The sequence below is a fragment of the Rhizobium sp. CF080 genome, assembly GCF_000282095.2.
Lineage (GTDB): Bacteria > Pseudomonadota > Alphaproteobacteria > Rhizobiales > Rhizobiaceae > Neorhizobium.
In genome coordinates this window covers 425748-451643 of record NZ_AKKC02000015.1, presented here as the reverse complement: position 1 = coordinate 451643, position 25896 = coordinate 425748, and the positions used below count along the sequence as shown (strand labels likewise).

Below are 25896 nucleotides of genomic sequence, written 5' to 3'. Positions count from 1 at the left end.
CCCTGAACATCGAGGGCTATTATGGCTGTCATCACCAACACCGTCCGCACGACGAACGCGGTCGGTAACCGAGAAGAACTGTCCGACGTGGTGTCTCGCATCACGCCGGAAGATACCCCGATCTACTCCATGATCGAGAAGGGCAAGGCGAAGTCCGTTCATCCCGAATGGGAAACCGACGACCTCGCCGCACCGGGCGACAACGCTCGGGAAGAAGGTGAGGAGTACGATTTCGACAAGATCGATGCTCCTTCCCGCGTCGGCAACTACACGCAGATCCTGCGCAAGAGCTGGATTATCTCCGGCACGCAGGAAGAAGTGGACGAAGCCGGGAAGGTCCAGAAGCGGAAGTACCAGAAGGCCAAGAAGGGCGTCGAGATCCGCAAGGACACCGAATTCGCCATCGTGTCCAACCAGGGCTCTGTCGGCGGCGCTATCCGTCGTCTGGGCGGTCTTCCGAGCTGGATCACCAGCAACGTCTCCCGCGGCGCCGGTGGTGCCAACGGTGGCTTTGTCTCCGGCTTCACCGTCGCGGCAACCAACGGCACGCAGCGTGCGTTCACGAAGGCCATCATGGACGGCGTGATGCAGCAGGGCTTCAACAACGGCGCCAAGTTCAAGCACGTCGTCGGTTCGGCCTACGTCAAGTCGGTCTTCGTGACCTTCATGTCGGACGCGAACGTCGCCCCATTCCGCTACTCCGTCGAGTCGAAGGGTCAGCGCAACACCATCATCGCGACGGCGGACTTCTACGAAGGACCGTTCGGCAAGGTGCTGGTGCATCCGAGCACGATCCAGTCGACGGCGGCGCTCGCCCGCAACGCCTTCTTCCTCGACACGGACTTCCTTGAGTTCCTCTGGCTCCGCAAGATCCAGGAAGACACGAAGGTCGCGAAAACCGGTGACGCCGACAAGGGCGTGATCATCGGTGAAGGCACGCTGAAGGTCAGCAACGAAAAGGGCCTCGGCATCGCTGCCGACCTCTTCGGCCTCACGGCATCGAGCTAAGGAGAGCGAACCATGCCTACTTTTCTACCCTTCAACCTGACGGCGGCTGTGCTCGCCCTCAACGCGTCCACCTACGGCACTCCGGCGACGGTCGTCGTCAACCGTGCCGCCGGTTCGACGCTCACCCTGCCGGATGCCACCGGCTCCGGTGCCGAGTTCGACGTCGTGATCGGTACGACCATCACGTCGAACAACGCCATCATTCAGGTTTCGCGCGCTGCCGACATCATGACCGGCGCATGCCTGATGGCACAGGACGCTGCCGACACTGTCGTCGGCTTCGAGACCGCGGCCGACACCGACACGATCACCATGAACGGCTCTACCAAGGGCGGCATCAAGGGTGACCGTATCAAGCTGAAGGACGTCGCGGCGAATACCTGGCAGGTGCAGATCATCTGCTCCGGCACAGGTACGGAAGTCACGCCGTTCTCTGCGGCGGTATCGTAACCGAGGGGGCGGTGATGAGCCGCCTCTTTCCCTGAAGGAGAAACTCCATGACAGACCAGAAAAACAAGCCGCTTGGCTCGAGTCAGGCATCTACCACCGAACAGGCGCCGATCGTGCCTGACAATGCGGCTCCGCCCGAAGTCGATGGCATCACGCCTGGACCTTCGCCGAGCCCGATCATTGCGGATCCGAAACCGAAGGCCAAGGAAAAAGCGAAGGAAAAGACCGTCGAAGTCCGCCTCAAGTTCGACTATTGGCCGGAAGAAGGTGACCGCAAAGCCGCCGGCGAAGTCGTCGAGGTGCCGATGAGCAAGGCGAAGCAGCTCATCAGCCAGGGCAAGGCAGAGATCCCGCTTGGCGAGGACGACTGAATTTTTGCTATCGGCATACGTAACCATAAGCTTGGGAGCCAAAACCGCATGCTGCGGGGCATCCTGCGAGAGCAGCTTGGCCGCTCATACACTGCCCCGCTGGCACTATCGGCGCGGGCATTGGCCCCCAGCAGCCGCACCCTACCGTAACAAAGCCCGGCGGAAAACCGGGCGGCTGAGCAGGCTGGGGCGCGGCCGCAAACTGTGATGGGATTAGAGAGCCTACTGCCGGTCCCGCAAAGGTATCGCACCAACATGGGGTGCCTACGGGGGCAAATCCGTTGACTTGGCATGCCCCGGTCGATGCTCCACAGATGTTGGAAGGCTGCGTGTTCGCAAAAGCCTGGAGCGGACGATTGAAAGTGTTTGGATTGGTCGGACCAGCAGGTGCCGCCTGACTGTTTCGCACAGCCGCCCAAGCGACGTAACGAGCTTCAGCATCGTAAGCTTCTTTTTCGACGGAGCCACTGCTGCGGACATAACGTATCGAGAAGTCCCTCAATCCCCAGTTTTGATACTGAATGATATGCGTGAGTTCGTGAGCCCACAGGACGGGATTGTACAGCGCGTCGTTTTGCTCCTTGAAGACGATAACATAGTCAAGAGTGATAGCCGCCGCTTCGCCGTAGCGGATCGCGTTTACTTGCAGGCTCAAGTCCCCACCGCCACGCACCCGATAACGCGCAATGTTCAAGATGTGATCGGGAATAAACCCTACGAGGTTTTGGCGAATATTCGGAGGAAGAGGTTGTACCCCTTGTCGGAGAGCGTCATCGCGTGACCGCGCTATCGCCTCTTGAAGAGCAGGAGCGGAAGCCTGCACTAGTGTTTCATTGACTGTTTTTGAGGCACCTTCTTCAAGCTGCTTGTACCCTGGAACGGTCTCTTTGATGCCCCTATGGACATCATCGAGAGCGGTCCCGACACCTGGAGCAACGCTGTTGACGATGTCGCCTATGAGGCCGCCTCCCAGTACCGCGGTGGCGCTAAAAATAGCGATGACTGCGGAAACTATAAAGCTTCGGAAAAAAGATCTGCCCATCGCCCCCTCCTTCTTTATCCAGAGCGAATGATCGCACAACTTTAACAAGAGTCCATAGACCTACATCTGAATTGGAGCCGCATATGAAAGTGAGAGATGGGAACTGGACGCTATTGAGCTGGGATCCGATGACGGGTCGTACCGTGTGGTCACACTTCAACGGTGACGAGACGGTTTTCCGCATCGAAATGCCGGTCGATAATATCGTCAAAGAGAATGAGTTCACCCGCAATGCGACCTCCGGCAACAAGTTTGGCGATTGGGTGAAAATCGCATCGATCCCCGCAAATCTAGCCCATTCCGAGAACCTTGTCCGGGCGCAGAGCGAGGGTGACGACGCCTATTTGAGCCGGTGGCTGAACAGCAGCGACAATCGCGCCTGGCGCTCCTTCGAAGGCCGGGTATGAGCCCCGATTGGTCTCGGCTCCGACAGAAACTCCATGATTTGGAGGCCGGCCGCCCCTCGTTTGAGGACGACCCGCACGGTTATCAGCGGACAAGCAACGAAATCCGCCGAGTGACTGAAGAGATGGCGCGGCTCTCCGATCGAAGCCGCATGTATCAAGACGCAACGGGATGGAAGGTCGCCTGATGGCCGCTATCACAGACTATGCCTCCCTGCTGATCGACGCAGGCGAGTATTCGGGCCGCGATGACGTCGCTCATCTCTTCCCGCGCTTTGTTGCCCTGGCTGAGGCCAAGATGAACCGTGTCTTGCGTATCGCAGATATGGAGACTGTTGGCACCGTCGTCCTGACCAATGGTGACGGGACACTGCCGGCGGATTTCCTCGAAGCGCGTGAAGTTCTGACGCCCGACGGTTACTCGATCGGCGCATGGTCCTTGTCTGCGTTGACCGACCGCTACCGGAACCGCGGCGGCTATCCGCAGGGCTATGCCGTCGTCGGGACCACAATCATGGCGCGGCCGACCGCGAACGGCAATCTCACCATGACCTATTACGCCAACATCCCGCCCCTGACGCGGACCAACCCGACGAACTGGCTGCTTGAGAAAGCCCCCGACGCCTACCTCTATGCGCTCGTCGAGGAAATCGGGATCTGGGCCAAGAACGTCGAGCTTGTCTCTGGTGCCCGTCCACTGAAGGAAAACGCGATGGCCGGATTGACGCTCGCCGACAATCGCGCGCGGTGGGGTAATGGCCAGGTCACCTTGAGCGGGGTAACGCCATGACTGTCTTGACCGCAATCAACGAGGTCAGCGACGTTGTTTCGCTCGATCGCTTCGTCAGCGTCTACGGTTCGAACAATCCGGCCGCGCAGACGATGCTTGAACTCGCCAAGCTTGCCGGCCAGGAGATTGCTGAGCGGTTCGCATGGAAGGCGCTTCAGCGCTCCGATGTCGCGTCGGTGTCGCCCTATACGTTCCCAGCGGACTATGACCGCCTGATCGAAGGTGGCGCAGTCTTCACGGCAGCCGGTGATTTCGCCCGCCCGGTAAAGAGCCCGTCGCAATGGGCCGTGGTGCTGCAGGTGCCGTCTGTCCAGCCATATTATTACCTCTCGACGGCCGGCATCTCGTTTTCACCAGCCGGTGATGCCGTCGGCGCCACTATCACCTATGTTTCCAAGAACTGGATATTGGGCAGCACCGGAACCGAGAAAGCCGACTGGACTGCTGACGATGATGTCGCTGTCTTCCCGGAACGGCTTCTGGTCCTGAACCTCATCTGGCGGTGGAAGCGGCAAAAGGGCCTGAACTACGACGACCCGCTTGCCGAATTCGAGGCGGCGCTTGCGGCTGCGACCGAGGAGGATCGATGAAGCTCCGCCCGTCGCGACTGATGCAGTCAAACAGAGGTCCGGTGAAAGCCGTTCCGCCGCAAGCGTCCGCACCTCTGACGCTGCCGGCGCCGGCAAAGGGCCTCTACACCACGACGACGCTTTCTGACGACCTGCCAGGGGCCGCAGCCGTTCTGAGGAACTGGCTGCCGACATTGACCGGCGCCCGCATTCGAGGCGGTTCGATCAAGAAGGCAGTCATTGCCAGCGGTTTGGATTTCGTCAGCGCCTTCACCTACAAGTATAGCGGCGCCGAGAAACTGTTCATGGCGACGGTGAACGCGATCTACGACATGACGTCGCCGGCCGCCCCGCCGACCAATACCGCAGCAGTGGTGAGCGGCCTCACCGGTGGCGACTGGGCGACATTCCAGCACTCGAATGCTGGTGGCTCCTATCTGATCGCCACCAATGGCGCAGACTCCCGCAGGATTTTCGACGGTACGAGCTGGACCACGCCAGCAATCACCTTTCCTGACTCGACGACGATGGCGCAGCTCTCGCAAGGCTGGCTGTTCAAGAACCGTGAGTTCTTTGTCAAAGCCGGGACTATGGACGCCTACTATTTGCCGGCAGCCGCCATCTCCGGCGCGGCAAAGGTATTCCCGCTCGGCGGCACGATGAAGAACGGCGGATCGCTGCTGATGGGCTTCAACTGGTCGATCGAGAGCGGGACAGGACCGAACGAATATTGTGTCTTCGTCTCGACTGAGGGCGAGGTTGCCGTCTTCCAAGGCAGCGATCCCGACAGTGCAACGGATTTCACCGTCCAGGGCGTCTACCAGATCGGCAAGCCGCTTGGGAAGAATGCCTTCATCAAGGCCGGCGGCGACGTACTGATCGCCACAGTATCGGGCCTCATCCCGATGTCGCAGGCCGTTCAGAGAAACGGGGATGCCTTGTCGTCGTTCTCCCGGTCGCGGCCGATCGAGGATGACTGGAGCATTGCGGCGACAGCGGCCCCGACAGGCTGGTCAATGACCTATTGGCCGGAGCAGAAGCTGGTCGTGGTTTCCTTCCCGAATACCATTGTCGTGCCTGACACCACCTTCATGTTGAACGTGGTGACCTGGGCCTGGTCGATCGTCACCAACTGGAAAGCGACATGTTACGGCAGTATCCAGGGCAGCATCTTCTTCGGCTCGCTCGCCGGTTCGGTATGGCAGGGCGACATCAACGGCACCGACGACGGCCTGCCATTCATCGCCTCCTATCTGTCGCAGTTCCGCGCCGTCAGCGCGTTCGGCCAGCGCAAGGAAGCGACCTTGGGCCAGATGTATATCAAGGCCCGCGAGAAACCGGAGCTGCTCCTCTTTGCCCGCGCCAACGGCGATACCTCAATCCCGGCCTTCAATGTCGTCTCGGTCGGTGATGCCGGATCTTCGGAATGGGACGTCGGTCTCTGGGACGTCGCCATGTGGGACAATCCAAGCACGCTCCAGCGCTACGAATACCGGCAGAACGTGCGCGCCAGCGGCGACACCCTCGCGATCGGCGCCGTCGTTGTGTCCGGCGGCCCGGTGGCGCTGAGAGTGGCGCTCGATCTCGGAAACTTGCAGATCATCGCAGGTGAGCAGAGCGTATGACGTTCAACTGCGGGCTTCTCCCGAAGGGCGAAGCAACCGACCAGTTGGCGGAGCTCGTGGCGGAGCGAATTTGGCCGGGCGGGGGACATACTTTCGGGATCTGTCGCGCGATTGCCGTGGTCGACGGCGACCAACTCGCGGCGGGGCTCATCTATCACAACTATGACCCCGACGCCGGTGTCGTGGAAATCTCTGCCGCTGCCTGGATCAAAGGCTGGCTGACGAGGCCGGTTCTCAGCGTCATGTACGGATACCCCTTCAATTCTGTCGGCTGCCAAGCGGTGGTGCAGCGCGTGTCGGACGAGGACACGGCACAGCATCGCATGCTCACGGCCTACGGCTTTGATAGATACCGCATCCCGCGTCTTCGTGGCCCGGCGGCAGCTGAAAACCTCTTCGTCCTGACGCGCGAGGCGTGGGCAGGAAACAATCTTCGACGACTGGCGCGGGAACGCGCCGCACAAAGGAAGGCAGCAGATGGGCGGTAAGAACGCACCCAAGTCTCCGGACCCCAAGGAAACCGCAGCTGCGCAGACTGCGACCAATGTCGCGACGGCGACTGCGAACTCCTACCTGGGCAACATCAATCAGGTCACGCCGGATGGAACGCTGAACTATACCTATGGCGAGTCCCGTGACATCTTTGACCCGACCACGGGGCAGACCTACAAGGTGCCGACGACGACGGTGACGCAGACCCTGTCGCCGCAGCAGCAGGCGATCAAAGATCAGACCGACAAGGCGAACCTAAATCTTGGGACCCTGGCTGCAAACCAGTCCGGCCGGCTGGATACCCTGCTCGGTACGCCGTTCTCGCTCGACGATGCCCCTGCTGCCGGTGACCCATCCTCGCTCAAGACGCCGACATATCAGCAATACGGCGCGGGCCCTCAGCTTCAGACGAGCGCCGGTCCTGCCGGTGACATCACCAAGTCTTACGACATCGATTTCGACACGAGCAAATACGAAGATGCGCTGATGCAGCGGATCAATCCGCAGCTGGCGCAGAGCCGGGAAGCGCTCGAAACGAAGCTGATCAATCAGGGCCTTCAGCCCGGCTCGGAGGCCTACAACCGTGCGATCGACGCGGCGACCCGCCAGGAGAATGACGCTCGCTACGGCGCGATCCTGAACGCGGGGCAGGAACAATCTCGGCTTGCTGGCCTCGCTGCAAACAAGGCGTCGTTCGAGAACGCGGCTCAGCAGCAGGGCTATGCGCAGAACATGGGCGACGTCGAACTGGCGAATTCTGCCGATCAGCAGATGTACCAGAACAACACCAGTGCGACGGGGGCCAACAACGCGCTTCTGGATCAGACGTTCAACGCCGAGCAGGCTCGGATCAACGCCCAGAACGCCGCCCGGGCACAGTATCTGAACGAAGCCTATGCGGAGCGGAGCCAGCCGATCAATGAAATCTCGGCCCTCTTGGCGGGGTCTCCTGTCGATAACCCGAACTTTGTGCCGACGCAGGGCCAGAGTCTGCCGAACGTCGATTATGCCGGGCTGGTGAGCCAGAAGTATCAGAACGACCTTGCCGCCTACCAGCAAAAACAGGCGGGCCTCGGGTCAGTGCTCGGGGGCATCGGCAGTCTGTTCAGCCTTTCTGACGAGGACGCCAAAAAGGACGTCAAGAAGGTCGGCGGCCTGTACGAGTATCGGTACAAGGGCGAGCCGAAGAGCGCTCCAAAGCGGATCGGCGTCATGGCGCAGGAAGTCGAGAAGGTTCGTCCGGATGCGGTCCGGAAGGGCAATGACGGATATCGCCGCGTTAATTATGGCGCGCTCTTCCAGGCAGGTGCGGCACGATGAACGAATTTCCCCAGCAGCCAGGCGCCGGCGGGTTCCAGCGCTACGGCTATATGCAGCAGGACCCGACTGATCCCACGGTTCGACGTCAGCATATGGCGGCGCAGCTCGCGCAACAGATCATGGGTCAGCCGGCGCAGAACGTGCCGCAGGGCGCCAGCCAGCTTGCTGCCGGTATCGGTATGGGGCTCGCCAATTGGCAGAAGAAGGATGCGTCGTTCCCGACCGCTCCGGGCGGCGCCGATCCGTCCCTCATGACCGGGCTTGCCAATTTCCTAAGCGGCCGCAAAAACGGAGGCCTTTTCTGATGGTCGGATATCTGTTCGGGGGCAATACGGGTCTCACCTATCAGGACCTGCAGTCCCGCCGTGAGGCCGCTGACGCGCTCGCGAAGCGTATCCTCGGCCAGCAGCCGAAGAACGTGCCGGAAGGCATCGGTGCGTTGCTGATGGGCGCTGCGTCGGGTATTGGCCGGTGGCGTGCCGACAAAGGGCTCCGGGAGGGCAGGGAGGCGGCGAGCACACAGTTTGACAGCGTCCTCGGGCGCATACTTGGCGGCAGCAATCCTTCCTCCTCGAATTCTTCAGCCGCATCTTCCATGCCCACCACGACGGATGCCGGCAATGAGATGGCGGCGACCAGCCCATCGGTGGCGGGAGGCCCCGAAGCCTACCGCAATGCCATTGCCTCGATCGAAAGCGCTGGCAGCGGCGACTATGCGGCCGTCGGCCCAACGCATCCGAAGCTTGGCCGCGCGCTTGGCCGCTACCAGATCATGGAGGCCAATATCGGCCCATGGTCGCAAGAGGCCCTTGGCCGCGCGGTCACCCCAGAAGAATTCATGGCTGATCCCAAGCTGCAGGACGCCATCTTCGACAAGAAGTTCGGCGGCTATGTCCAGCAGTATGGTCCGGAAGGAGCTGCACAGGCATGGATCGGCGGTCCTGGCGGCGTGGGCAAACTCGGACGAAAGGATTCACTCGGGACATCGGTGGGCGCATATGGATCAAAGTTCCTGAATGCTCTTGGTCCTCAGGCCGCCGCCGCTACTCCGGCATCCGCAGCAATCGATGCTCAGGTGCCTGCATCTGGCTATGTCGATCCCATGGTTAGCGCGCCCAACTTCCAGCAGCCGGCCAACCAGATGACGCCGCAGCTGCAGAACCCGGCGCAGGCCGCCAACCTGCCTATCCAGAACCCTGTGCAGCCAGGCAGCAAGCCGTTGCCGCAGCAGCAGGCCGCCGCCCTTCCGCCGCTGCCAAGTCGCGACGTGGCCGCAGCGCCTCCGGTCGCGTCCGTGCCTCCGCAGCAGATGGCACAGGCCGCCCCGCCGCAGATGCCCCGCGCGCAACCCTATCGTCCTGACCCGGAAATGCTGAAGATCCTCAGCAATCCTTTCCTCGACGAAGGCCAGAAGGGAGCTCTCCGTCTGGTCATGCAGCAGCAGATGCAACAGCATCAGGCGCAGCAGGAACAGCAGATCTGGCAGGCTCGTCAGGAGTACGAGCGTTGGCAGAAGACGAGCGACCCGGATTATCAGCTCGGTCTTGATTACAAACGGGCTCAACTGAAGGCTCTGGATGACAAAACGACCCAAACACCAGAATCAGTTCGGGCTCTGAACATCCGGGCACAGCAGGCGGGCCTCAAACCAGGCACACCGGAATACAACAACTTCATGCTAACGGGCGGTAAGGACGGCACCAACATCACGGTGAACACTGGAGAGGGCGACAAGTTCTTCGAAAACCTCGACAAGAAGAACGCGGAAACCTTCGCCGCAATGTCCGATGCCGGCATGCAGGCCCGTGGACGACTTGGGCAGATCGATCGTTTGGAAAGCATCTTCGCCAACGTTCCCCAAGGGGCAGAGGGTGCATTCAAGAAGCTCGCGGGCGATTGGGGCGTGCCGATTGGCGAGGGGACAAGCGACATTCAGGCTGCATCGGCTCTCCTTGAGAAGATGGTTCCGGAACAGCGCCTGCCAGGTTCTGGCACGATGTCCGACGGGGATATAAAGATGTTCCGTGCCTCACTTCCGCGGATCATCAACCAGCCAGGCGGCAACCAGCTTATCTTCCAAACCATGCGCGGCATTGCCCAATATGAGCAGCAGATGGGCGAAATCGCCGACGCTGTCGCGGATCGGGCTATCACGCCGGCCGAAGGGCGCCAGCGCATCCGGCAGCTGAAGAATCCGCTGGCCGAATACAAGATCCCGGAAGGCTCGACGCCGAACGGTGGGTTTAAAACGAGAACCGGCGTCCAGTGGAGCGTTGAATAATGGCGACCCTTACCGTCAACGGCGTCAAGGTCACGGTCGATGACAGCTTCAAGACCCTCTCCGCGGAGGATCAGGAGGCGACCGTCAACGAGATTGCCCAGCAGATGGCCGCCGGTGGCCGTGGGAGCCGGCCTAAGCGATCTGGCGGCATCGCGGGCGGCGTCCGGTCCGTTGCGCGTGGCGCGCTCGGTATCGGCTCCTATCTCGACGAGCTGAACGCGGCGACAAATGCGACACTGGCGCCGCTTGTTGACCCGATGCTGCCTGACCAGGGGTATGAAAAACTCCCTGGCGCGACCTGGGGCGAGCGATATGACCAGGCGCTCGGCATCCAGCGCCGAAAAGACGATGAGTTCGACAACGACCATCCGTATGTCTCGACCGGCCTCAAGATTGCCGGCGGGGTGGGATCGGGCGGGGCGCTTCTCAAGGCCGCGCCGGTGATTGGCAACTATGCGCTGGGTAATACGGGGGCTTCTACGGGCGCGCGGTTGATATCTGCAGGTGGCTCTGGTGCGGCGACCGGTCTAGTGCAGGGATTCGGTGCGGGTGAGGGCGGCGCTACTGAACGAGCCAAGCAGGCAGGAATAGAAGGCCTGACTGGGGCTGTCGTCGGGCCCGCACTCATGCCCGTCGCAGCAGGCGCCAATAAGGCCGTGTCCGCGCTCACCCGCAAAATCCTTGGCGAAAGCAATGACGCCCTTTCATCGATGACAGATCAGGCCCGCAAATATGTCGTCAATGAGCTGTCCGATCCAAGCAAGGTCGCGCGGTATCGGTCCTCACTCGACGACCTGGGGCCGGAAGCGATGCTGGCCGACGTCTCGCCGGAATGGCTTGGCGTTGCTCGTGGCGCAGCCGCCCGGCCCGGAACGGGCGGGCTGATCGTGGATCCGCTCAACGAACGCGCCGGCCTCGCGAACACGCGGCTGCGTTCCGACGTCGAAACCAGCCTAGGGCCTGATCCTGTGCCATCGCGGATTGATGCAAGCCTCCGGGACAGCCAGGGACAGGTTGCACGGCAATACGGTCCGGTCATGGCCGGAAGAGAGCCCTACGACTTTACCCCAATCACCGACGACCTTGATCATTCCGTTTCGACATTGCGCGGCGATGCGCAGCGCCGGCTTCAGCAAGTCCGCACGATGATGAACGATTTCGGCGAGAACAATGTCTCGGCCGATCCTTCCGTGGCCTTCCAAACCAGGCAGGCTATCGATGGCATGTTGACGACTGAGACAGACGATAAGGTCATCGGCGCACTGACGGAAGCCCGCCAGATGATCGACGACGGCTTGCGAGCCTCTGTGCCACGGATCAAGGAGGTCGATGCCCAATACCACGAGCTGGCTCGCCAGCGGGAAGCTCTGGGGCAAGGTCGACCGATTCTCAACAATGAAGCAAGCGCGATGCGCCCGGTCGAACTCGATCAGGCGCTTAACGCCGGAGCGTTGCCGGAAGGAATGATGGTCGGGCCTTCCGGTGTACCGACTCGCATGAGGCAGGGCGCTTTGGGGGAAGTGTATCGGGCGATCGGGACCCAGGCGAACGACACAAACGCGCTGCGCAAAGTTGTTCGGGGGGAGGGCGACTGGAACCGGGAAAAGCTCGGGATGCTGTTCGGCCAGGAGCCGGCCGATAACGTGCTGAACGCGATCGACCGCGAGACAGTGTTCGGTGACACCACCAATCGCGTTACCCGCGGCTCTGACACGGCGATGGGCACCCGGTTCAACCAGTTCCTCGACGAAGTTGCGAAGGGGCAGGAAGTCCCGTCTGACGCTACTATCGCCGGCACGACGGCCCGCCTCGCTCGATCGATCATCAAGCGCATGGTGCAGGGCAATGCGGAGACTAACGCCGGGAAGCTGGCCGAGGACATCGGCAAGCTGAGCGTTGCCACCGGGACGTCACGTGACCAGATCGTCGAGGCGATCCTCCAGCGCGGGCAAAAGAACGTAATCGATCAGCAGCGTCAGGCGACGGTAAGCGGATTGATCAGGGGCGGCGGGCTGGCTGGCTACTCGTCTCTGCCTGGTGTCCGGAACTGACGGATTGCGTCTCGGCGGCCTAGGAAAAAGCCGCCCCAAACGCCGATCGCAGCGCCGGCAAGCAGCAGAACAAATTCGATAGGAAGCTGACGCACCGACCAATTGACGCCCATCGTGAGCGGCACGGCGACAATCAAAACGACCACAGCGGTTAAGACGCCGATGATTTTCAGCGCTTTTCGTGACGGTTCCTGTGGGTCGTGGTCGATCTGCATGAGCGCAACCATAGGAGAAGACAATGAGTGAGGCAATCACCGAGCACATATCCGATTGCGCACTCCATGAGGGCAATCTTTGCGACTGTGGCGGGCTAGATCTGGCACTTTATGAACTGCATGATTTTGTCCCCACGCGCATACCCGCTACGGGGCGCTTTGGATTTTTCGTCAATCACATGGGCAGAGAATGTTTCGTCGAGCCGGAACACCTTCCACCCCTGACGCTCGCCGCTATTGCTGCCGCCTCGGATCTGCCAGACACGCATAACACCGTTGCCGTCCTTCGTTGTACCGACTGCATGGACCTCGACTACGCGAGAGAAGCCGTCGTATCTAAGCTCAAGGCATCTCCCACCCGCTAGGGCGTTACAAGCCGTATTTGATATCATCCGTATCCCTTCGTTGTAGGTGATTATCTCACAACCCAACAGAGAGTCGAGTCAGGCCTAATCTGCCTCGAAAACAATATTGTCGATGAGTCTGGCCGTGCCGTCGACAATCTCAATGAGGCCTGCCGTCGCCAATTTGTCGAGCGATGCGGTCAGATCGAACGGCGGCTTGGACTGCATGTTTAACCACTCATGTTTTGTGATCATCTCTAAGATTTGCGCCTCACTGGCATGGGCGCCGCATTCCCATATGGACCGCAACACGATTGCCTGTTCGGCCTTAAGAGGGACAACCATTTTGCAATGGGTGTCCCAAATGATCGCGAGCACCGCAAAGGGAGTTAACCACGGAAGCTGAACGGCTGACACAGACGCAAAAACAGCATTCGGTAAAGTCGTCCCCATTACGTCTCGCCAGTTTATAACCAAGTTGCGAGGCTTTATGTAAAAACCAGCTGGCTCTTCTCCAAAGAGGACAATTTGCTGAGGAAATTTTGAACTAAAATAATCATCAGCTGGGCTTTGCCCTTCGCGAACCAAAAGTTTCGTAAGTGCCACGGCATCCTCGCGAGTGGATGAAATGCCGAACCGGCTCAGTACTTCAACAGTGATGTTAGCGTCATACATAGTCCCGCGCTCCTAAGTGTTTTGTGCATGATCGCACCTTTTGGGGAGTCGAGTCTTGCGGGCTTTTTCACTTCAAGGAGAACTCAATGCCCAGAACCGCAGGCGTGTACGCTGAGCCAGCAGGCACCAAAGGCACGCCGAACACGACTATCCAGTCGGCGCCGTACAATGCCTTCATCGACGACCTCGTCGCGGACGCGAATGCCGCGCGCCCGGTTACCGCTGGCGGCACGGGTTCGACGACGGCAAGCGGCGCCAGAACCAACCTCGGACTTGTGATCGGGACAAACGTTCAGGCCTATGATGCTGACCTGACGGCACTCGCCTCAATCACCATTGCAGCCAACCAAATTCCCTACGGCACGGGTGCGGCCACATGGGGCGTGACGACTCTAAGTGCATATGGGCGGACGCTGATCGATGATGCCGATGCCGCCGCGGCGAGGACGACGCTCGGCCTAGTGATCGGGACCAACGTCCAGGCTTTCGATGCCGATCTGACGGCGTTCGCTGCGGTCACTATCGCGGCCAACCAGATTGCTTATGGCACAGGCGCGGCTACGTGGGGCGTGACCTCGCTGACCGCTTTTGCACGCACCATCCTTGACGATGCCGATGCCGCGACGGTACGGACAACGATCGGTGCTCAAGCATCCGCCGCCACATTGACCGCTATAGCTGGTCTCGCCGTAACCAACGGCAACATCATCGTCGGTGACGGAACGACGTGGGTCGCAGAAAGCGGTGCCACGGCAAGGACCTCACTCGGCCTCGGCACCATGGCCACTCAGAACGCCACGGCCGTCGCAATCACTGGCGGTTCGGTGGCCGGCATCACCGACCTTGCTGTCGCAGATGGCGGGACCGGGGCTTCGACGGCGGCCGCAGCGCGCGCCAACCTTGGTCTGGACAGGTTCGTCAGCGCGCAACAGACAATCACCCTTGGCTCTTCATCGACGATTGCTCATGGCTTGGGAGCGATGCCTTCGAACGTCGTGGTCGAGCTGGTCTGTACCACTGCGGATCAGGGATATTCTGTGAACGACGTCGTTCAGTACGGAACGCACAGCCTCAACGTGTCTGGCGTGGGCGGGTTGGGCGGTACCGGCATCGAAAAGAACGCCACGAACGTGATCCTTCGATATCCGCAGACGCAGATGACGGTGATCAACAAATCCACCAACGTTGCGCAGCCTTTAACCCCAGGAAGCTGGAGAGCAGTTGTGAGGGCTTACGAATGACCCAGCGATACTTTGTGGATGAGGCCGGACGGTACCTCGGCAGCTATGATGGCCCGGAGGAAGAAACGCCTGACGCATTTTCCGGAGCAGTGCAGGTTCCGGCCGGTCCGGAGCAAGCTGGTCAAGTCTGGGATTTTGGGGCGCTTGAATTTCTACCGTACTTTCCCATTCCTGAAAGTGTCACAGCGCGCCAGTTCAAACTCCAACTTGTCGCCACCGACCTGATTGATGCGGTTAACGCGTGGATCGCCACTCAGGACAGGGCAACCCAGGTCGCCTACGAATACAGCGGCACGTTCGTTCGTAATGAGCCGATGATGCAGGCAGGATTTGAGGCCATGGGCTTCCAGGCAGCGCAGATCGACGCCTTCTTCATCGCGGCTTCTCAGCTCTGATCCTATTGAGCATAGGCCGGCTGATCTGTGGGCTTACAGATCGATCGCCCGGGTCACTATCCAGGCAGGAACTGCGGCAATGACCACACCGACCAGCAGGGCCGAGATCATCTTGATTGCATTAGCACGTCGAGCCCGGCGCGCATCCCACTCGTAAACCATTACTCGATCCCTCACACCTCACTGGCGCGAAGTGAAACACCGTCCCGCCCGGGAGTCGAGTGCATCCTTGCAACACCTTTAAATTAGGATTTCCGAAAATGGACATGACCGTGCAGGCTCTGCAGCGGCGCCTGATCGCGCTTGGCTATCCGCTCCCTCACTTCGGCGCTGATGGGGACTTCGGTTCCGAGAGCGTCACCGCCGTCAACAAGGCGCTCGACGAGCTGGCCACGCTTCGAGGTGTCAAGCCTCCGGAGGCCGTGGCGAACGTTCCGGCTACGACTGCTTCCGATGGCCTCACCATCCCGGCCGACTGGATGCCGGATGCGAAAATCTCCCGGATCATCTTCCATTGGACGGCCGGGCAGAACAAAGCGAACGACCTCGATCGCGAGCACTACCACATCCTGATTGAGGGAGACGGAAAGCTCGTCCGCGGCAAGCCGTCGATCGCGCTGAACACAGAGCCGAAGGCCAAGGCCGGATATGCGGCCCATACCCTCAACTGCAACACCGGCTCGATCGGAGTCTCGCTCTGTGGCATGGCGGGTGCCATCGAAAACCCGTTCAGCGCCGGCAAGCAGTCGATCACGCGGGCGCAGTGGAACGCGCTGGTCTACGTGCTGGTCCAGCTCTGCAAGCGCTACGGCATCCAGGTCGATCGCAAGACCGTGCTCAGCCACGCCGAAGTGCAAATCACCCTCAAGATCACGCAGAGGGGCAAGTGGGATATCGCTCGCCTGCCTTTCGATACCTCAATCCAAGGCGCGATCCCGATCGGCGATCAGATGCGCGCTCTGGTGCAATCCAAGCTCTAACCTCGAAAGGAACTGACATGTTTGGAAATTACAGCAAGCTCGCTGCGGCCGTCATCGGTAACGCGGTCGCCATCCTGCTCGTCTGGCTCGGCACCAAGGGTATCGCGGAATGCGTTCCGGGCCCGACCGCTGACCTGGATCAGATCTGCACCGTCTTCGGCTTCACGACCGCGCAGATTACTGGGGCCGTGCTGGCGGTGGTCAATACGGGCTTCGTCTACTTCTTCCCGCCGAACAAGCCCGCATGACCTGGCTGGCGGCACTCAAACTCATCCTGCAGCTCGCCGCCTATTTCGCGCGGCGAGCTGAACGGATCGATATCGAAAAGGCGGTGCTCAATGAGCTGGAAAACCTTCACCACAAGCGCGTGGATGCTGCCGTTGCTGCTAGCGATGACGTGCGTGCTGGTCGCGTGCCAGTCGATCCAAACGACCCTTACCGGCGGGACTGACGCGGCGAAGACGGAACAGTCGATAGCTCTTGACATCTGTCGGGCATGGAAGCCGACGACTTATTCCAGCCGTGACACACTTGAAACGCAGCTCGGAAATCGAGCCACTAACGCGGCCCGGGACAGCTATTGTCGCCGTCGTCCCCTGTCGTCCGGTCATTTTTGATCTGGCCAGAATCGGTTCTTCTTGTATTGCTCGGCTGAATCCTTCGCGTGGTGAAGGATGTATTCGCATCTCTTGGAGATTTCGTCATGCGCTTTGAGGATGCTGGCATCCAGTGCCTCAAAAGGTGGATGTCGTATATCGACCCTCAGCAGCTGAGGTCGCTCTCCGTCAATCTCAAATTGAATGCGGCGAATTGCTGCACCGTCTTCGGCTAAGAACTCTACGCTGGCTAGAGTGAACATATCTGCTCTCCAGTTGAGATTGAGTCTCTAACGCAATCGTAGTGCTGACGGCCCTCACGACAACATCTTTTTATTATGTTGTGTCCTTCGAGCCGTTGGGAACGTGACCATCCCTCAGGGTAATCACATTCGTTCCAGCATTTTCCATCTTCTCAAAAGCCCAGTAGCGCACCTGGGCTTCATATTGTGAAGAGGTTGCTGCAGATGGCTTAAGAAGGGCCTCTACCTCTTCACGGCTAAGTTTTCGCCGAGACATCAGAAATGGGCCTGCCACGAATTGGTGGCTTGTGTTCATAAAGAAGTACATCCCGGACACCACTTTCACGGGAACGGCATGCGCTGGGTGAAGGATAAAAGTGGAGTGGGAACCCAAGCCTTTGCTTTCACCAGTCGCGTATATTTCTCGTCCATGATGCTCTTTGAGCCGATAGGATTCTGTTGTTCCCGCAGGCGTAGTCCAGTGAAGCGTATATGCCCAGAAATGCTTCCAATATCTTCTGATTGAAACCGTAGGCTCTACTAGCGTCCCGGTCGTTTCCACATGCCATCTATATGCATAGTAATCACCCTCATAATATCTGAGGTTCCCAAACCAACGTTGGTAAACGAGGTTCACCACTGCCCTATAGACACCTGCGCCGCCAACAAGGGCTAACGACGCGGTCACGGCAACCGAGAATTTCCAAAAGGCGTCGAAGACGAACGCCCAGCTAAATAGGTTCACAATCATCCCCAGCGCTACTCAGTTCTTGAATTTAAGCTGAAGAGAAAAAATTAAGCAAGAAGTGAACCGGATTTGGACCAAGAAACACCGACTGAAGAACTGAAAGGGCAGCAGAACTAATGGCAGGGAATGATGACATGCCCAACGGCGCGGAACACCGAGTTTACTCAGATGCCATGACTGCCCAGCTCGGTGAGCGGGTAACAAACCTCGGCCGCCGGCAGTCGGACCTTGAGGGAGAAATGCGATCGGGCTTCAAGCAGATCGAATCTTCGATGGCGGCGATGTCGTCGGAGATGCGCTCTTCCGTCGCCGCCCTGTCCACTAACATTGCCGAGCGGAATAAGCCTCAGTGGCAGGCTATCGCGGTGGCGTTGTCGTTCTGCACGATTGTCGGCGGCCTGGTCTACTGGCCGATCCAGAGCGCTACGACCGATCTCAAGGGCTCGATCACGGTCATCACCGAAAAGATGGTGACGCAAAAGGAGATGGAATGGCGCACAAACCGCGGTTCCGAGGATCGGGCGCGATCAGAAGCGTCGCTCAAGGAGGTCCGTGACGCTCAGGTGCCGCGCGAGGAACTAGACCGCGTATGGGCAAACTACGATCAGCGCTTCCAGGACCAGCAGCGCCAGATCGACGAGGTGAAGACTGCGCAGGGCAGCGTCTACGGTCAGCGGGATATCATCCTCGATCTTCGGGAGCGTCTCGACCGCGTCGAGAGACTGCGAAACGCGCCCGGAAGTTAGTCTCCTTCTCCATGAAACAGGATACGCGACGGTGGTAATGATCGCGCCGCTGCTATTGCCGGTGGCCGTCGGGTCGTTCTTCGCCGGGAGGAAAGCGGCGCCCCCGGAGCAGGCGACTTATTGGCGATCGATCCAAGGGGCACTCGCCGATCGCCCTGTCTGCCCTCCTTGTCGACAGGTATGGGGGTCGGACAACCGGATCTACCATTCGTAGTTGAGTGTGTATCGAGCAAAGATGGCGCCGTTTCGCTGCTACGAGACCGAGACCGAAGGCGAGCAAAAGGGCTTCAGGCCCGCAAAGCCACGAGGACGCAAATCTTAAATCTCCACCTATATATGTGCCGCGCATAGACCGGATCGATGTCCGGCATATTCGTCTTGACTATTTCAGATGGCTACATTTGATGGCGTCTAGAAATGCAACCGAGTGGGCATCATGAATTTGTATTCGAAACCGCCAATAATTGAATGCCTAATCGAAATGGTGCCTTCAGAACCGTTTTCTTCCCGCGATATGGGACGCCTTGCCAAGAAGCTTGAGCCAAAATACGGCAAACTTGAAGAACTAAGTGACTATGACGTGCGAATAAGGGTGCAAGGCAATAGCGCTCTTCCTGAGTTGGCTTCTCGGCGTGATTGGTTCAGATTGTTTAGCAAGGATGGGGCTGACGTTTCGGTTGTAAATCGCAAATCCTACATTACTAGTAGACTAGCTCCGTATCACGGGTGGGATGATTTGACAGAAAAGTTTGAGCGCAACCTCGACCTTCTAGAAAAAACAATTGGGCTGCGGAAGTGGGAACGGGTGGGCGTCCGCTACATCAACAGAATTGATATCCCGGACCCGAACAAACAATTAATCGACATTAAGCAGTACTTGAATATTTACCCATCACTTCCAGACGGCTTTCGCTCCGACTGGACCTCCACAGCGGTAAGGGTTGAAAGGACAGATGCGAGCTCAGGCTTCAGACAACTCATCGGTTGTATGCTCGTTGATCCTGTACTATTGAAGCATCAGTCATATTTGTTGGATATAGATATTATTGCAATGAAAGACATGCCGGTTAAGCGCACCGAACTGATGGGCGTTCTGGAATTGATTCAGGCGCTTAAAAACAAGACATTCGAGGCGCTCGTGACAGATAACGCTAGGGCCCTCTTTAATGCTTGATCATACCGCCCTTTCTTACGACTTGGCATACGGCGGGTCGGCCGCTATCACCAATTGGAGCGAGCTTTCTACGGGTCGTAAAACGGCTTCAAAGCGGCGCCAGGATATCTCCCAGTCGGTTGCGGTAACAAGCCCTGTTGAGGTTCAACTGGCTAACTCCGCGATGACCCTTAAAATCGCTACATCGAAATATGCGATGTATCTGGGATTTATCGAGCGGGATAGACTTTTTTCAGAACTCGATTTTTTGTTGGATGCCGATGGATGGTTTGAGGAAGACAGCCAGCCGAATTTGGATTCGTTTGTTAATTTTCTCAAATGGCTTGTGGAGACCCGGAGTTTAAATTGGGTTTCCTTAGGGTTAGACGCTGCTGGCAACGCTCTGGTTGCGTACAAAAAAGACGACAACGTGGTGACCGCCGCGTTTTTGCCGGACGGTAAGGTACAGTGGACGTGTCGGATAACGTCTGAGGAGGGGGTTGAAACCTCTTCCGGGAGCAGTCCTCTTTTCGCTTTTGTTGGGACATCCAAGCACTTGCTGGAAAAGGTACTAAATGGCTGAGCGCCCAATACGAGAAGCCGATCATGTTGTAAGGCACTGCCCTCGCAATCGCACAATTCGAGAGAACGGTATCGTGGTGGGTGTTCAACCGCGAACGTTCGCGCTCAGATCGGAGGTGGGAGAGGACTATCTCTCTGCATCCTATTGGGAGTACTTCGATGGGACCGAAGCACAAAAAGCAGTCGCTTCAGCAAAAGCCCTCCCCAGAGCTTTCTCCAAGGACGATTACCTTGTTAAACTCAACGTGGGAGAATTAAAGTCGCTTGGGGCCAAGCATTCGATGTCCATAAGGGTATTGCATGTATCAAATCATCCAATTAATCCCGCATATGCTAAAATCAAAGGGACGCCTCCAAATGGAGAGCACGCTATGATCGCGGACCTTGCGCAGCCATCGATTTGCAAACTGATCAAGCCCTAGCAAAATGCGCGATGAAGGCAGTCGTCGAGCTCAATGTAGCCTCTCCTCGTCCGGCTCCATTCCCTCGGAGTTCATTAGGTCGACCATCACGTCGGCACTGTCGAGGGGCAGATCGCAATAACGCTTCCCGTCGATGACCACAGTGCGGCCAGTCGTGGTGTCGAATATCTCCCACGTATGTTCGCCGTCCTTGCGGATGTCGTAGCGGTGGCCAGGTGCCCATGTCATGCGGCAAGCGTGCCACAACGTGAGGGAGAGTCAAGAATGTCCCCCTACCTGAGTTTCCTTTATGCCTGGAGGTTAGAGGCGGGGACAAGAATTGTTGTTATTCGCCGTTTGAGATTTTCAAAGTCAGGAATATCAGTCAGTTAGCGTTATGCTCTTCGCAGCCGTCATCCCCGACAACCATCCCCATTGTATTTTGATGGGGTTGAAATCCCTCACCGGAGATTGGTCGCATGACGAAGACGGACTGGATGATGTTAGCTGCTGTGGCAATCCCTGTCGTGCCGGCAATTTTGAAGGAAGTCCGGCTTTGGTGGGAGTCCAAGCAAAAGGAACGGCGGGATAGTCCGCATAGGCGAGCCCAGCAGCGTTGACGTGAACCCTTTGTGGATCTGACGGCAGTTGTATAGCCAGCACTTCCACTTCTGGCTGAATCATGCTTATCCTCCGTGCGGGTAATATGGGGGTATTTATGAGGGCTTATTTTGTGGTGCCGGCGCTTGCGCTGGCGATTTCGTCGTGCGCCAAGCGTCCTGACGCAATTGTTCCGGCTGACATTCCGATGGCCGCGTATACCAACCTTACGTGCGAGCAACTGGGCCAGGAGATGATCAAGGAGCAGACGGCACTTTCGGCAGTGTCTAAGGCGCAGAACGATGCTGCTACCGGAGATGCCTTCGGCGTATTCCTGATCGGTGTGCCAATGTCATCGACGTTCGGCGGCGACAAGGAAGGCCAGGTTTCCGTTGCAAAGGGCAAGGTGCAGGCGATTCAGTCCGCGATGATGAGCAAGGGATGCAATACCGCGCCTGCACCGACAAAACCCGCCGGAACCAAGCCCGCTCCAAAACCGGCAACGCCGCCCGCAGTTGCAAAGCCGAAGGCAAGCTGAGCGGCACCCTGGTATCGGCTATTCCGATAGCGGAGTTCGCAGTGCCTGACGTGGAAAGAGACAATCGGATCGTAGCAATGCGTGCTAAGGGGCTTCCTCTTCGCGAGATTGCGAAGGCTGAGGGCCTCAGCAAAGCTCGCGTGACATCCATCCTGCGTCGTCACATGTGGTGCATCACCGATCGGTCGGTTCCCGATGGCATGAGCGTTAGGACAGCTTCCTATATCGAACAGGCCACGGGCATCTGGCCGTCTGATGAAGACGCTGCTGAGATCAGTCTTCGCCGACGTGATGTAATGAGGATGCCAGGAACGCGTCGGTCTGACTGGTGGGATCTTGATAACTGGCTGCGGCGCATGGGCGAGATTGAAGAGCCCGACACAAGCCTTATGTGATCCCTGCGCGGGGCGGCGATAGAAGAGTATCCAGCAGCGCGTCGCGGGGGCCGGTATAGATCCCTTCCTCCATGAGAGGAAGCTAATTAAATGCGGCGCGATACCGAAGCGGCGGAAGGGCGTCACAAGAGCTTTGTTCACCCTGAGTACAGGTTCATTGGGAACAATGGCATCTTCAAATCGTGAGATTGGAGGGTGCATATTGTTGGATGCCCGCTGCAAAGAGGTTTTCACCGCATACGTCGGCCGCGAATACGGCCAGTCGCCGTTGGATATTCAGGAAGTGCTTTCCCTGGCGTTTGAGCAAGGTACTCAGGCGGCAAAGCACCGAGGAGATGCGAGCTCCTGTCCCTACAGCGCAGTTTCTGACCCAGAGCCTTTCTTGGCGTGGGTTGAAGGTTTTCAGTGCTGCTCCGTTCGCTGATGCAAAGTGAGAAGAGTTTCCCTGAGCTAAGCCGCTTAGGCGGGCTTCTTTTTTGAACTGTCGCTCAACGGTAGAAGTCCGCAGTTGAGCCCGACACAGGCCTCGTGTGATCACTGCGTCGGGCCTGCGGGCTGCTCCAACTGGAGATCACCGAAGCCGCGCCGCGCCTGACATTCGGTGCCGCAAGAAGAGCTTGACCATGCACACGCAAAGCGCCTGTGGATATCTGGGATTGCCACACGGTCGCCACATCCTTGTCAGGTTTCCTCGCTCCTTTCCGGTGAGGAGGTGCGCCATGTCATTAGCCTACTACGCCAGAAATGTTGCATCAGGGGAGCGCTCCCGTAGGAGGATGATGCGCGCAGGCGTTACCATGAAGGGTCAGAAGCTTTGGGACGATACTGAGCGTCAAGTTTTAATGGATTGCCGCGGCGATTATGTCGCGATGCGCAAGCGACTCCGACACCGAACTAAGCATGCGATTTTCGGTGAATGCGCGAAGCTCGGGATCCGGAAGTCTATCCACGTGTGGTCCGCAGCAGAGGTGTCCAAGCTTCGGAAAATGTATCCAAAGGCTTCCATTGAGGAAATCAGTTCTGCGTTCCCGCACTCAGCGTGGGTAAACATTCGGCAGGTTGCCCGTTACCACGGTTTTCGTCGAGCTAGCACCCTTTCATACAAGCTGACTGGTATTCCGGCCCTGGACGACGTTCGCCGCCGCTGCCGCGAAATCGGTTGGTCCATGGCAGACCTCGACAAGGCAGCAAGGACTGGCAGATATTTTCGGCGAGCCGGGTGGATCGGAAAGAGGATTAACCATCGCGCGCTTGGCCGAGCCATCGAAGCTCTCGACGGAGTGATCCAAGCGCAATGGAATGAAGAGTGATAAGGTCTCCGGTCGCTCACTGAACAGCAAGCTTACTCACGGCATCAGCCCATGCTGTCAACGCTGCGCGCTTCTCGTCGGCATAGTCATACCGGTTATATACGGCGGCAACGCCCTTGATCGATCCCGACCTGTGATTGAGCACGGCCTCGACAACATGAACCGGGACACTCAGGCGGGCCATTCCGCTCGCTGCGGTGCGTCTCAAGTCGTGGAAGGTCCAAGGCTCGATCGTCACCGCCTTCGGATCGTCGCCGCGCTTTGTGGCCTCCTCCCTCGCTATCTCCAGCATGGCGGCATCCAAGAGCGTCTTGGCCTTGGAGAAGCCTGACACGGGCGTCGTACCGCTTGTGGTGAACAGGTAGACCGGCTTTGCCTTGTCGTCCGTTGATGGCTTGATGCGGGGCAGGGCTTCGATGATGGAAAGCAGCAAGGTGGGCAGGGGGACGAAATGTTCCTTGCGGTTCTTCGAGCGCTCAGGCGGGATCACCCATAACTGGTTATTGCCGCCTAGCTCCATCTCGGTCCACTCCGCACCGGCTACCTCGCTCCGGCGCTGCCCCGTTAGGAGCAGCATCTTTGTCATAGGGCCAAACGGATATCCTTGCTTATCCGCGGCCAACAGCAGCAGCCTAATTTCCTCGTCGTTCAAGATCCGGTCCCTTGTGGTCTCCTGACCTGGGGGCCTTATTTTTTTGTCCATGGGCGACATTTCGATAATGTCGCGCTCCACTGCCCATCCGAAGAACTTCCGAAGCAGGGCGAGCAGCCGGTTTGCCAGCACGGGCGCCCGATCGGCAGTCTTGTCTATGAACTGGATAATCTCCAGGCGGGTAATAGTCTGCATGTTCCGGCCGCGCCATTTCGGCTTAACCTCTTTTTCGAAAAGGCGCTTGCGCTCCCGGATTGTGTTCGGGCTGTTGTTTTTTTCGACATGACGCTGAACGAACTCGTCAATGGCGTCTTCCACGAGGTCAAGCTTGCGCTCCTTCCTTGCGGCCTTTTCGGCCGCCGGGTCTCGCACCTCCGAGACGGCCCTTAGCGCCTTCCCCCCTTCTTCCCTAGCCTGCGCCAGCGAATAGGCCGGATATGATCCGATCGTGTGCTTCTTCGGCCTGCCGTCGAAGCGGTATCGGATCGCCCAACTCATCACGGCCGGGAGCTCCTTGCCGTGCCGCTCGCGCTTCGGCTGAATGATCAGGTAGAGCCCGGGCAAACCGCCGTCAGGGATCTCCCGTCTCGTCGCGGTTGGCTTCATCGCGTCGATCGCTTTTACCGTCAGTGCTCTTGCCATTGGGATTCTCGGGGTAACGCTGGGGTAACAGAATTGGCCGACAGGCCGTGCAATATCGCGACATTGCACGACCGGTCACCACCAGCGCAAGCCCTTATGAATCAGAGGCTTCAGCAAAGTTGTTGAAAAGCTATGACGGGTTGTGAAGGGTCCGATTCACTGCCTTCTAAGCAGCAGGTCGCAGGTTCGAGTCCTGCAGGGGTCGCCACGCTTGTTATTGTCCGACCCGCTGTGCTCGTCTCATCAGACAGTATCTCTTTCCGCATTTCTGAACTCTCCTGCCGCTTCACGGGGAGGTCGAAAACCAATAATCCCGGCCCGTTCAGAGGCAGTTGCACCATCATCTGGCCATCCGGATTGAGAACGGCGGTCGGTCCCCAGGAAACGCGGCCATCGCGCTCACCGGTAACGTCGGGGAGCATTTGTTTTCGCGGCGCTCATCCTCTGCCGCTCCGACTCAAACGGCGTGCCGCTGCGGAAGGCAATCCTAACGTGGATGTCGCGCAGTTCGAGGAAAATTCGATTTCCCGTTGAGTGCCTCTCGAAAGCTGTCATCCTCCCAAGCCATTACCGTCACCGACGTGGCCTACCTTGGAGGAGAAGATGAAGTGCATCATCGGATTTTTCATAACCAAGCCTGGCAAGCGTGAGGAATATCTCGAGGCGGCGCGGGATCATCTGGAGAAAAGCCGGCTCGATCCCGATTGCCTGTATATCGAACTGGTGCCGATGCCCGATCATCCCGACAAGATCTTGCTCGCGGAAGCCTTCACCAGCGAGGAAGCGCATCGCCGACACGAGGATACCGACCACATGCGAGCACTTTGGGCAGTGGGGCCGATACTTCTCTCCAACGTCGTCATCGATAACGTCATATCCGCGTCGGTGCAGCACATAGACGAGCGTTTTGAATAACATCTGAAAGCAGTTGCCGCTGCCCGAAACCCCATTCTCGCCCCATTTGGGATTCGGAATGGCCGCATTGTTTCGTATCATGGGATGTGTCAGTTCCGTTTGCGTTCAACCGAGCGGAAGGCA

At 58.5% G+C, this 25896-nt stretch carries 32 protein-coding genes and 1 pseudogene; 24 read left to right on the top strand and 9 right to left on the bottom strand.

The window, feature by feature from the left end; genetic code table 11:
- Nucleotides 1-21 precede the first annotated feature (21 nt).
- From PMI07_RS29215 to PMI07_RS35870, 3 genes are read left to right on the top strand one after another with little or no spacing between them, the layout of a single operon-like run.
- Nucleotides 22-1008, top strand: coding sequence for a DUF5309 domain-containing protein (locus PMI07_RS29215; RefSeq protein WP_007763027.1), 987 nt, complete (start codon nt 22-24; stop codon nt 1006-1008).
- Nucleotides 1009-1020: 12 nt separating this feature from the next.
- Complete coding sequence (locus PMI07_RS29210; protein WP_007763029.1) at nt 1021-1458, top strand: hypothetical protein; 438 nt, start codon at nt 1021-1023, stop codon at nt 1456-1458.
- Nucleotides 1459-1505: 47 nt separating this feature from the next.
- Nucleotides 1506-1829, top strand: coding sequence for a hypothetical protein (locus PMI07_RS35870; RefSeq protein WP_007763031.1), 324 nt, complete (start codon nt 1506-1508; stop codon nt 1827-1829).
- A gap of 7 nt (nt 1830-1836) precedes the next feature.
- On the opposite strand, the gene PMI07_RS34580 is transcribed toward PMI07_RS35870, so the two are convergent.
- Entirely contained in the window at nt 1837-2871 is a 1035-nt protein-coding gene (locus PMI07_RS34580) for a DUF4157 domain-containing protein (protein ID WP_007763033.1), read from the bottom strand.
- A gap of 83 nt (nt 2872-2954) precedes the next feature.
- Here PMI07_RS34580 and PMI07_RS29195 point away from each other — a divergent pair, with 83 nt between their 5' ends.
- From PMI07_RS29195 to PMI07_RS29150, 9 genes are all read left to right on the top strand, one after another.
- On the top strand, nt 2955-3278 hold the full coding sequence (locus PMI07_RS29195; protein WP_007763035.1) for a hypothetical protein: 324 nt from the start codon (nt 2955-2957) through the stop codon (nt 3276-3278).
- A gap of 184 nt (nt 3279-3462) precedes the next feature.
- Nucleotides 3463-4065: a hypothetical protein gene (locus PMI07_RS29185; protein WP_007763043.1), complete on the top strand. Its 603-nt coding sequence runs from the start codon at nt 3463-3465 to the stop codon at nt 4063-4065.
- Nucleotides 4062-4655 carry a hypothetical protein gene (locus PMI07_RS29180; protein ID WP_007763046.1) on the top strand — a complete coding sequence of 198 codons (594 nt, stop codon included), beginning with the start codon at nt 4062-4064 and terminating at the stop codon, nt 4653-4655. The genes PMI07_RS29185 and PMI07_RS29180 overlap by 4 nt, the downstream gene beginning before the upstream one ends.
- Nucleotides 4652-6259 (top strand): hypothetical protein, encoded by a 1608-nt coding sequence (locus PMI07_RS29175; RefSeq protein WP_007763047.1) that lies wholly within the window; start codon nt 4652-4654, stop codon nt 6257-6259. The genes PMI07_RS29180 and PMI07_RS29175 overlap by 4 nt, the downstream gene beginning before the upstream one ends.
- The gene (locus tag PMI07_RS29170) at nt 6256-6747 is read left to right on the top strand and encodes a hypothetical protein (protein WP_007763049.1); all 492 of its coding nucleotides are present in this window, start codon (nt 6256-6258) and stop codon (nt 6745-6747) included. Before PMI07_RS29175 ends, PMI07_RS29170 begins: the two co-directional genes overlap by 4 nt.
- Entirely contained in the window at nt 6737-8071 is a 1335-nt protein-coding gene (locus tag PMI07_RS29165; RefSeq protein WP_007763056.1) for a tail fiber domain-containing protein, read from the top strand. Before PMI07_RS29170 ends, PMI07_RS29165 begins: the two co-directional genes overlap by 11 nt.
- Nucleotides 8068-8376, top strand: coding sequence for a hypothetical protein (locus PMI07_RS29160; RefSeq protein ID WP_007763058.1), 309 nt, complete (start codon nt 8068-8070; stop codon nt 8374-8376). Before PMI07_RS29165 ends, PMI07_RS29160 begins: the two co-directional genes overlap by 4 nt.
- Complete coding sequence (locus PMI07_RS35470; protein WP_007763062.1) at nt 8376-10352, top strand: hypothetical protein; 1977 nt, start codon at nt 8376-8378, stop codon at nt 10350-10352. Before PMI07_RS29160 ends, PMI07_RS35470 begins: the two co-directional genes overlap by 1 nt.
- The gene (locus tag PMI07_RS29150; protein ID WP_007763065.1) at nt 10352-12403 is read left to right on the top strand and encodes a hypothetical protein; all 2052 of its coding nucleotides are present in this window, start codon (nt 10352-10354) and stop codon (nt 12401-12403) included. Before PMI07_RS35470 ends, PMI07_RS29150 begins: the two co-directional genes overlap by 1 nt.
- On the opposite strand, the gene PMI07_RS29145 is transcribed toward PMI07_RS29150, so the two are convergent.
- Complete coding sequence (locus tag PMI07_RS29145) at nt 12373-12618, bottom strand: hypothetical protein (RefSeq protein WP_155956676.1); 246 nt, start codon at nt 12616-12618, stop codon at nt 12373-12375. The two genes, PMI07_RS29150 and PMI07_RS29145, sit on opposite strands and share 31 nt — an antisense overlap.
- Nucleotides 12619-12641: 23 nt before the next feature.
- Here PMI07_RS29145 and PMI07_RS35170 point away from each other — a divergent pair, with 23 nt between their 5' ends.
- Nucleotides 12642-12983, top strand: a complete 342-nt coding sequence (locus PMI07_RS35170) for a hypothetical protein (protein ID WP_007763070.1) — start codon at nt 12642-12644, stop codon at nt 12981-12983.
- Between the two features lie 84 nt (nt 12984-13067).
- Here the strand turns inward: PMI07_RS35170 and PMI07_RS29135 are convergent, their stop codons facing one another.
- On the bottom strand, nt 13068-13637 hold the full coding sequence (locus PMI07_RS29135; protein ID WP_007763073.1) for a hypothetical protein: 570 nt from the start codon (nt 13635-13637) through the stop codon (nt 13068-13070).
- A gap of 86 nt (nt 13638-13723) precedes the next feature.
- Between PMI07_RS29135 and PMI07_RS33845 the strand changes: the two genes are divergently transcribed.
- From PMI07_RS33845 to PMI07_RS29110, 5 genes are all read left to right on the top strand, one after another.
- Nucleotides 13724-14878: a hypothetical protein gene (locus PMI07_RS33845; protein WP_007763074.1), complete on the top strand. Its 1155-nt coding sequence runs from the start codon at nt 13724-13726 to the stop codon at nt 14876-14878.
- The gene (locus tag PMI07_RS35865) at nt 14875-15273 is read left to right on the top strand and encodes a hypothetical protein (RefSeq protein WP_007763076.1); all 399 of its coding nucleotides are present in this window, start codon (nt 14875-14877) and stop codon (nt 15271-15273) included. Before PMI07_RS33845 ends, PMI07_RS35865 begins: the two co-directional genes overlap by 4 nt.
- A gap of 260 nt (nt 15274-15533) precedes the next feature.
- Complete coding sequence (locus PMI07_RS29120; RefSeq protein WP_007763081.1) at nt 15534-16253, top strand: N-acetylmuramoyl-L-alanine amidase; 720 nt, start codon at nt 15534-15536, stop codon at nt 16251-16253.
- 17 nt (nt 16254-16270) lie between these two features.
- Nucleotides 16271-16501: a hypothetical protein gene (locus tag PMI07_RS29115; RefSeq protein WP_007763085.1), complete on the top strand. Its 231-nt coding sequence runs from the start codon at nt 16271-16273 to the stop codon at nt 16499-16501.
- Complete coding sequence (locus tag PMI07_RS29110) at nt 16498-16704, top strand: hypothetical protein (RefSeq protein ID WP_007763087.1); 207 nt, start codon at nt 16498-16500, stop codon at nt 16702-16704. Before PMI07_RS29115 ends, PMI07_RS29110 begins: the two co-directional genes overlap by 4 nt.
- Nucleotides 16705-16860: 156 nt before the next feature.
- Here the strand turns inward: PMI07_RS29110 and PMI07_RS29105 are convergent, their stop codons facing one another.
- Both PMI07_RS29105 and PMI07_RS29100 read right to left on the bottom strand, forming a co-directional pair.
- A complete protein-coding gene (locus PMI07_RS29105; protein WP_037088594.1) occupies nt 16861-17112 on the bottom strand; it encodes a hypothetical protein in 252 nt (83 codons plus the stop codon).
- A 73-nt stretch (nt 17113-17185) separates the two neighbouring features.
- Nucleotides 17186-17836 (bottom strand): hypothetical protein, encoded by a 651-nt coding sequence (locus tag PMI07_RS29100; RefSeq protein WP_155956675.1) that lies wholly within the window; start codon nt 17834-17836, stop codon nt 17186-17188.
- Nucleotides 17837-17973: 137 nt separating this feature from the next.
- Between PMI07_RS29100 and PMI07_RS29095 the strand changes: the two genes are divergently transcribed.
- The 3 genes from PMI07_RS29095 to PMI07_RS29085 all read left to right on the top strand — a co-directional run bounded on the left by PMI07_RS29095 (nt 17974) and on the right by PMI07_RS29085 (nt 20321).
- Nucleotides 17974-18585 carry a hypothetical protein gene (locus PMI07_RS29095; RefSeq protein ID WP_007763095.1) on the top strand — a complete coding sequence of 204 codons (612 nt, stop codon included), beginning with the start codon at nt 17974-17976 and terminating at the stop codon, nt 18583-18585.
- A 436-nt stretch (nt 18586-19021) separates the two neighbouring features.
- A complete protein-coding gene (locus PMI07_RS29090; protein ID WP_007763099.1) occupies nt 19022-19759 on the top strand; it encodes a TIGR04255 family protein in 738 nt (245 codons plus the stop codon).
- Nucleotides 19752-20321: a hypothetical protein gene (locus PMI07_RS29085; protein WP_007763102.1), complete on the top strand. Its 570-nt coding sequence runs from the start codon at nt 19752-19754 to the stop codon at nt 20319-20321. Before PMI07_RS29090 ends, PMI07_RS29085 begins: the two co-directional genes overlap by 8 nt.
- 451 nt (nt 20322-20772) lie before the next feature.
- On the opposite strand, the gene PMI07_RS29075 is transcribed toward PMI07_RS29085, so the two are convergent.
- Together PMI07_RS29075 and PMI07_RS35165 are read right to left on the bottom strand one after the other, a co-directional pair.
- Entirely contained in the window at nt 20773-20970 is a 198-nt protein-coding gene (locus PMI07_RS29075; protein ID WP_007763105.1) for a hypothetical protein, read from the bottom strand.
- 132 nt (nt 20971-21102) lie between these two features.
- Nucleotides 21103-21405, bottom strand: a complete 303-nt coding sequence (locus PMI07_RS35165) for a hypothetical protein (RefSeq protein WP_155956673.1) — start codon at nt 21403-21405, stop codon at nt 21103-21105.
- A 34-nt stretch (nt 21406-21439) separates the two neighbouring features.
- Between PMI07_RS35165 and PMI07_RS29070 the strand changes: the two genes are divergently transcribed.
- Nucleotides 21440-21859: a hypothetical protein gene (locus tag PMI07_RS29070; RefSeq protein ID WP_007763110.1), complete on the top strand. Its 420-nt coding sequence runs from the start codon at nt 21440-21442 to the stop codon at nt 21857-21859.
- Between the two features lie 1114 nt (nt 21860-22973).
- Nucleotides 22974-23564 (top strand): hypothetical protein, encoded by a 591-nt coding sequence (locus tag PMI07_RS29060; RefSeq protein ID WP_037088586.1) that lies wholly within the window; start codon nt 22974-22976, stop codon nt 23562-23564.
- A gap of 16 nt (nt 23565-23580) precedes the next feature.
- Here PMI07_RS29060 and PMI07_RS29055 read toward each other — a convergent pair whose 3' ends face one another.
- Together PMI07_RS29055 and PMI07_RS35860 are read right to left on the bottom strand one after the other, a co-directional pair.
- On the bottom strand, nt 23581-24858 hold the full coding sequence (locus PMI07_RS29055; RefSeq protein ID WP_007763119.1) for a tyrosine-type recombinase/integrase: 1278 nt from the start codon (nt 24856-24858) through the stop codon (nt 23581-23583).
- 290 nt (nt 24859-25148) lie between these two features.
- Nucleotides 25149-25271, bottom strand: a pseudogene (locus PMI07_RS35860) (carbon-nitrogen hydrolase family protein); the annotation flags it as partial.
- A 190-nt stretch (nt 25272-25461) separates the two neighbouring features.
- Between PMI07_RS35860 and PMI07_RS29045 the strand changes: the two are divergent.
- Nucleotides 25462-25773: an antibiotic biosynthesis monooxygenase family protein gene (locus PMI07_RS29045; protein ID WP_007763121.1), complete on the top strand. Its 312-nt coding sequence runs from the start codon at nt 25462-25464 to the stop codon at nt 25771-25773.
- Nucleotides 25774-25896 lie beyond the last annotated feature (123 nt).

What these genes read in the sequence shown, in the direction of transcription:
- PMI07_RS29215 (WP_007763027.1), top strand. Translation starts at nt 22, where the DNA reads ATGGCTGTCATCACCAACACCGTCCGCACGACGAACGCGGTCGGTAAC.
- PMI07_RS29210 (WP_007763029.1), top strand. Translation starts at nt 1,021, where the DNA reads ATGCCTACTTTTCTACCCTTCAACCTGACGGCGGCTGTGCTCGCCCTC.
- PMI07_RS35870 (WP_007763031.1), top strand. Translation starts at nt 1,506, where the DNA reads ATGACAGACCAGAAAAACAAGCCGCTTGGCTCGAGTCAGGCATCTACC.
- PMI07_RS34580 (WP_007763033.1), bottom strand. Translation starts at nt 2,871, where the DNA reads ATGGGCAGATCTTTTTTCCGAAGCTTTATAGTTTCCGCAGTCATCGCT.
- PMI07_RS29195 (WP_007763035.1), top strand. Translation starts at nt 2,955, where the DNA reads ATGAAAGTGAGAGATGGGAACTGGACGCTATTGAGCTGGGATCCGATG.
- PMI07_RS29185 (WP_007763043.1), top strand. Translation starts at nt 3,463, where the DNA reads ATGGCCGCTATCACAGACTATGCCTCCCTGCTGATCGACGCAGGCGAG.
- PMI07_RS29180 (WP_007763046.1), top strand. Translation starts at nt 4,062, where the DNA reads ATGACTGTCTTGACCGCAATCAACGAGGTCAGCGACGTTGTTTCGCTC.
- PMI07_RS29175 (WP_007763047.1), top strand. Translation starts at nt 4,652, where the DNA reads ATGAAGCTCCGCCCGTCGCGACTGATGCAGTCAAACAGAGGTCCGGTG.
- PMI07_RS29170 (WP_007763049.1), top strand. Translation starts at nt 6,256, where the DNA reads ATGACGTTCAACTGCGGGCTTCTCCCGAAGGGCGAAGCAACCGACCAG.
- PMI07_RS29165 (WP_007763056.1), top strand. Translation starts at nt 6,737, where the DNA reads ATGGGCGGTAAGAACGCACCCAAGTCTCCGGACCCCAAGGAAACCGCA.
- PMI07_RS29160 (WP_007763058.1), top strand. Translation starts at nt 8,068, where the DNA reads ATGAACGAATTTCCCCAGCAGCCAGGCGCCGGCGGGTTCCAGCGCTAC.
- PMI07_RS35470 (WP_007763062.1), top strand. Translation starts at nt 8,376, where the DNA reads ATGGTCGGATATCTGTTCGGGGGCAATACGGGTCTCACCTATCAGGAC.
- PMI07_RS29150 (WP_007763065.1), top strand. Translation starts at nt 10,352, where the DNA reads ATGGCGACCCTTACCGTCAACGGCGTCAAGGTCACGGTCGATGACAGC.
- PMI07_RS29145 (WP_155956676.1), bottom strand. Translation starts at nt 12,618, where the DNA reads ATGCAGATCGACCACGACCCACAGGAACCGTCACGAAAAGCGCTGAAA.
- PMI07_RS35170 (WP_007763070.1), top strand. Translation starts at nt 12,642, where the DNA reads ATGAGTGAGGCAATCACCGAGCACATATCCGATTGCGCACTCCATGAG.
- PMI07_RS29135 (WP_007763073.1), bottom strand. Translation starts at nt 13,637, where the DNA reads ATGTATGACGCTAACATCACTGTTGAAGTACTGAGCCGGTTCGGCATT.
- PMI07_RS33845 (WP_007763074.1), top strand. Translation starts at nt 13,724, where the DNA reads ATGCCCAGAACCGCAGGCGTGTACGCTGAGCCAGCAGGCACCAAAGGC.
- PMI07_RS35865 (WP_007763076.1), top strand. Translation starts at nt 14,875, where the DNA reads ATGACCCAGCGATACTTTGTGGATGAGGCCGGACGGTACCTCGGCAGC.
- PMI07_RS29120 (WP_007763081.1), top strand. Translation starts at nt 15,534, where the DNA reads ATGGACATGACCGTGCAGGCTCTGCAGCGGCGCCTGATCGCGCTTGGC.
- PMI07_RS29115 (WP_007763085.1), top strand. Translation starts at nt 16,271, where the DNA reads ATGTTTGGAAATTACAGCAAGCTCGCTGCGGCCGTCATCGGTAACGCG.
- PMI07_RS29110 (WP_007763087.1), top strand. Translation starts at nt 16,498, where the DNA reads ATGACCTGGCTGGCGGCACTCAAACTCATCCTGCAGCTCGCCGCCTAT.
- PMI07_RS29105 (WP_037088594.1), bottom strand. Translation starts at nt 17,112, where the DNA reads ATGTTCACTCTAGCCAGCGTAGAGTTCTTAGCCGAAGACGGTGCAGCA.
- PMI07_RS29095 (WP_007763095.1), top strand. Translation starts at nt 17,974, where the DNA reads ATGCCCAACGGCGCGGAACACCGAGTTTACTCAGATGCCATGACTGCC.
- PMI07_RS29090 (WP_007763099.1), top strand. Translation starts at nt 19,022, where the DNA reads ATGAATTTGTATTCGAAACCGCCAATAATTGAATGCCTAATCGAAATG.
- PMI07_RS29085 (WP_007763102.1), top strand. Translation starts at nt 19,752, where the DNA reads ATGCTTGATCATACCGCCCTTTCTTACGACTTGGCATACGGCGGGTCG.
- PMI07_RS29075 (WP_007763105.1), bottom strand. Translation starts at nt 20,970, where the DNA reads ATGACATGGGCACCTGGCCACCGCTACGACATCCGCAAGGACGGCGAA.
- PMI07_RS35165 (WP_155956673.1), bottom strand. Translation starts at nt 21,405, where the DNA reads ATGATTCAGCCAGAAGTGGAAGTGCTGGCTATACAACTGCCGTCAGAT.
- PMI07_RS29070 (WP_007763110.1), top strand. Translation starts at nt 21,440, where the DNA reads ATGAGGGCTTATTTTGTGGTGCCGGCGCTTGCGCTGGCGATTTCGTCG.
- PMI07_RS29060 (WP_037088586.1), top strand. Translation starts at nt 22,974, where the DNA reads ATGTCATTAGCCTACTACGCCAGAAATGTTGCATCAGGGGAGCGCTCC.
- PMI07_RS29055 (WP_007763119.1), bottom strand. Translation starts at nt 24,858, where the DNA reads ATGGCAAGAGCACTGACGGTAAAAGCGATCGACGCGATGAAGCCAACC.
- PMI07_RS29045 (WP_007763121.1), top strand. Translation starts at nt 25,462, where the DNA reads ATGAAGTGCATCATCGGATTTTTCATAACCAAGCCTGGCAAGCGTGAG.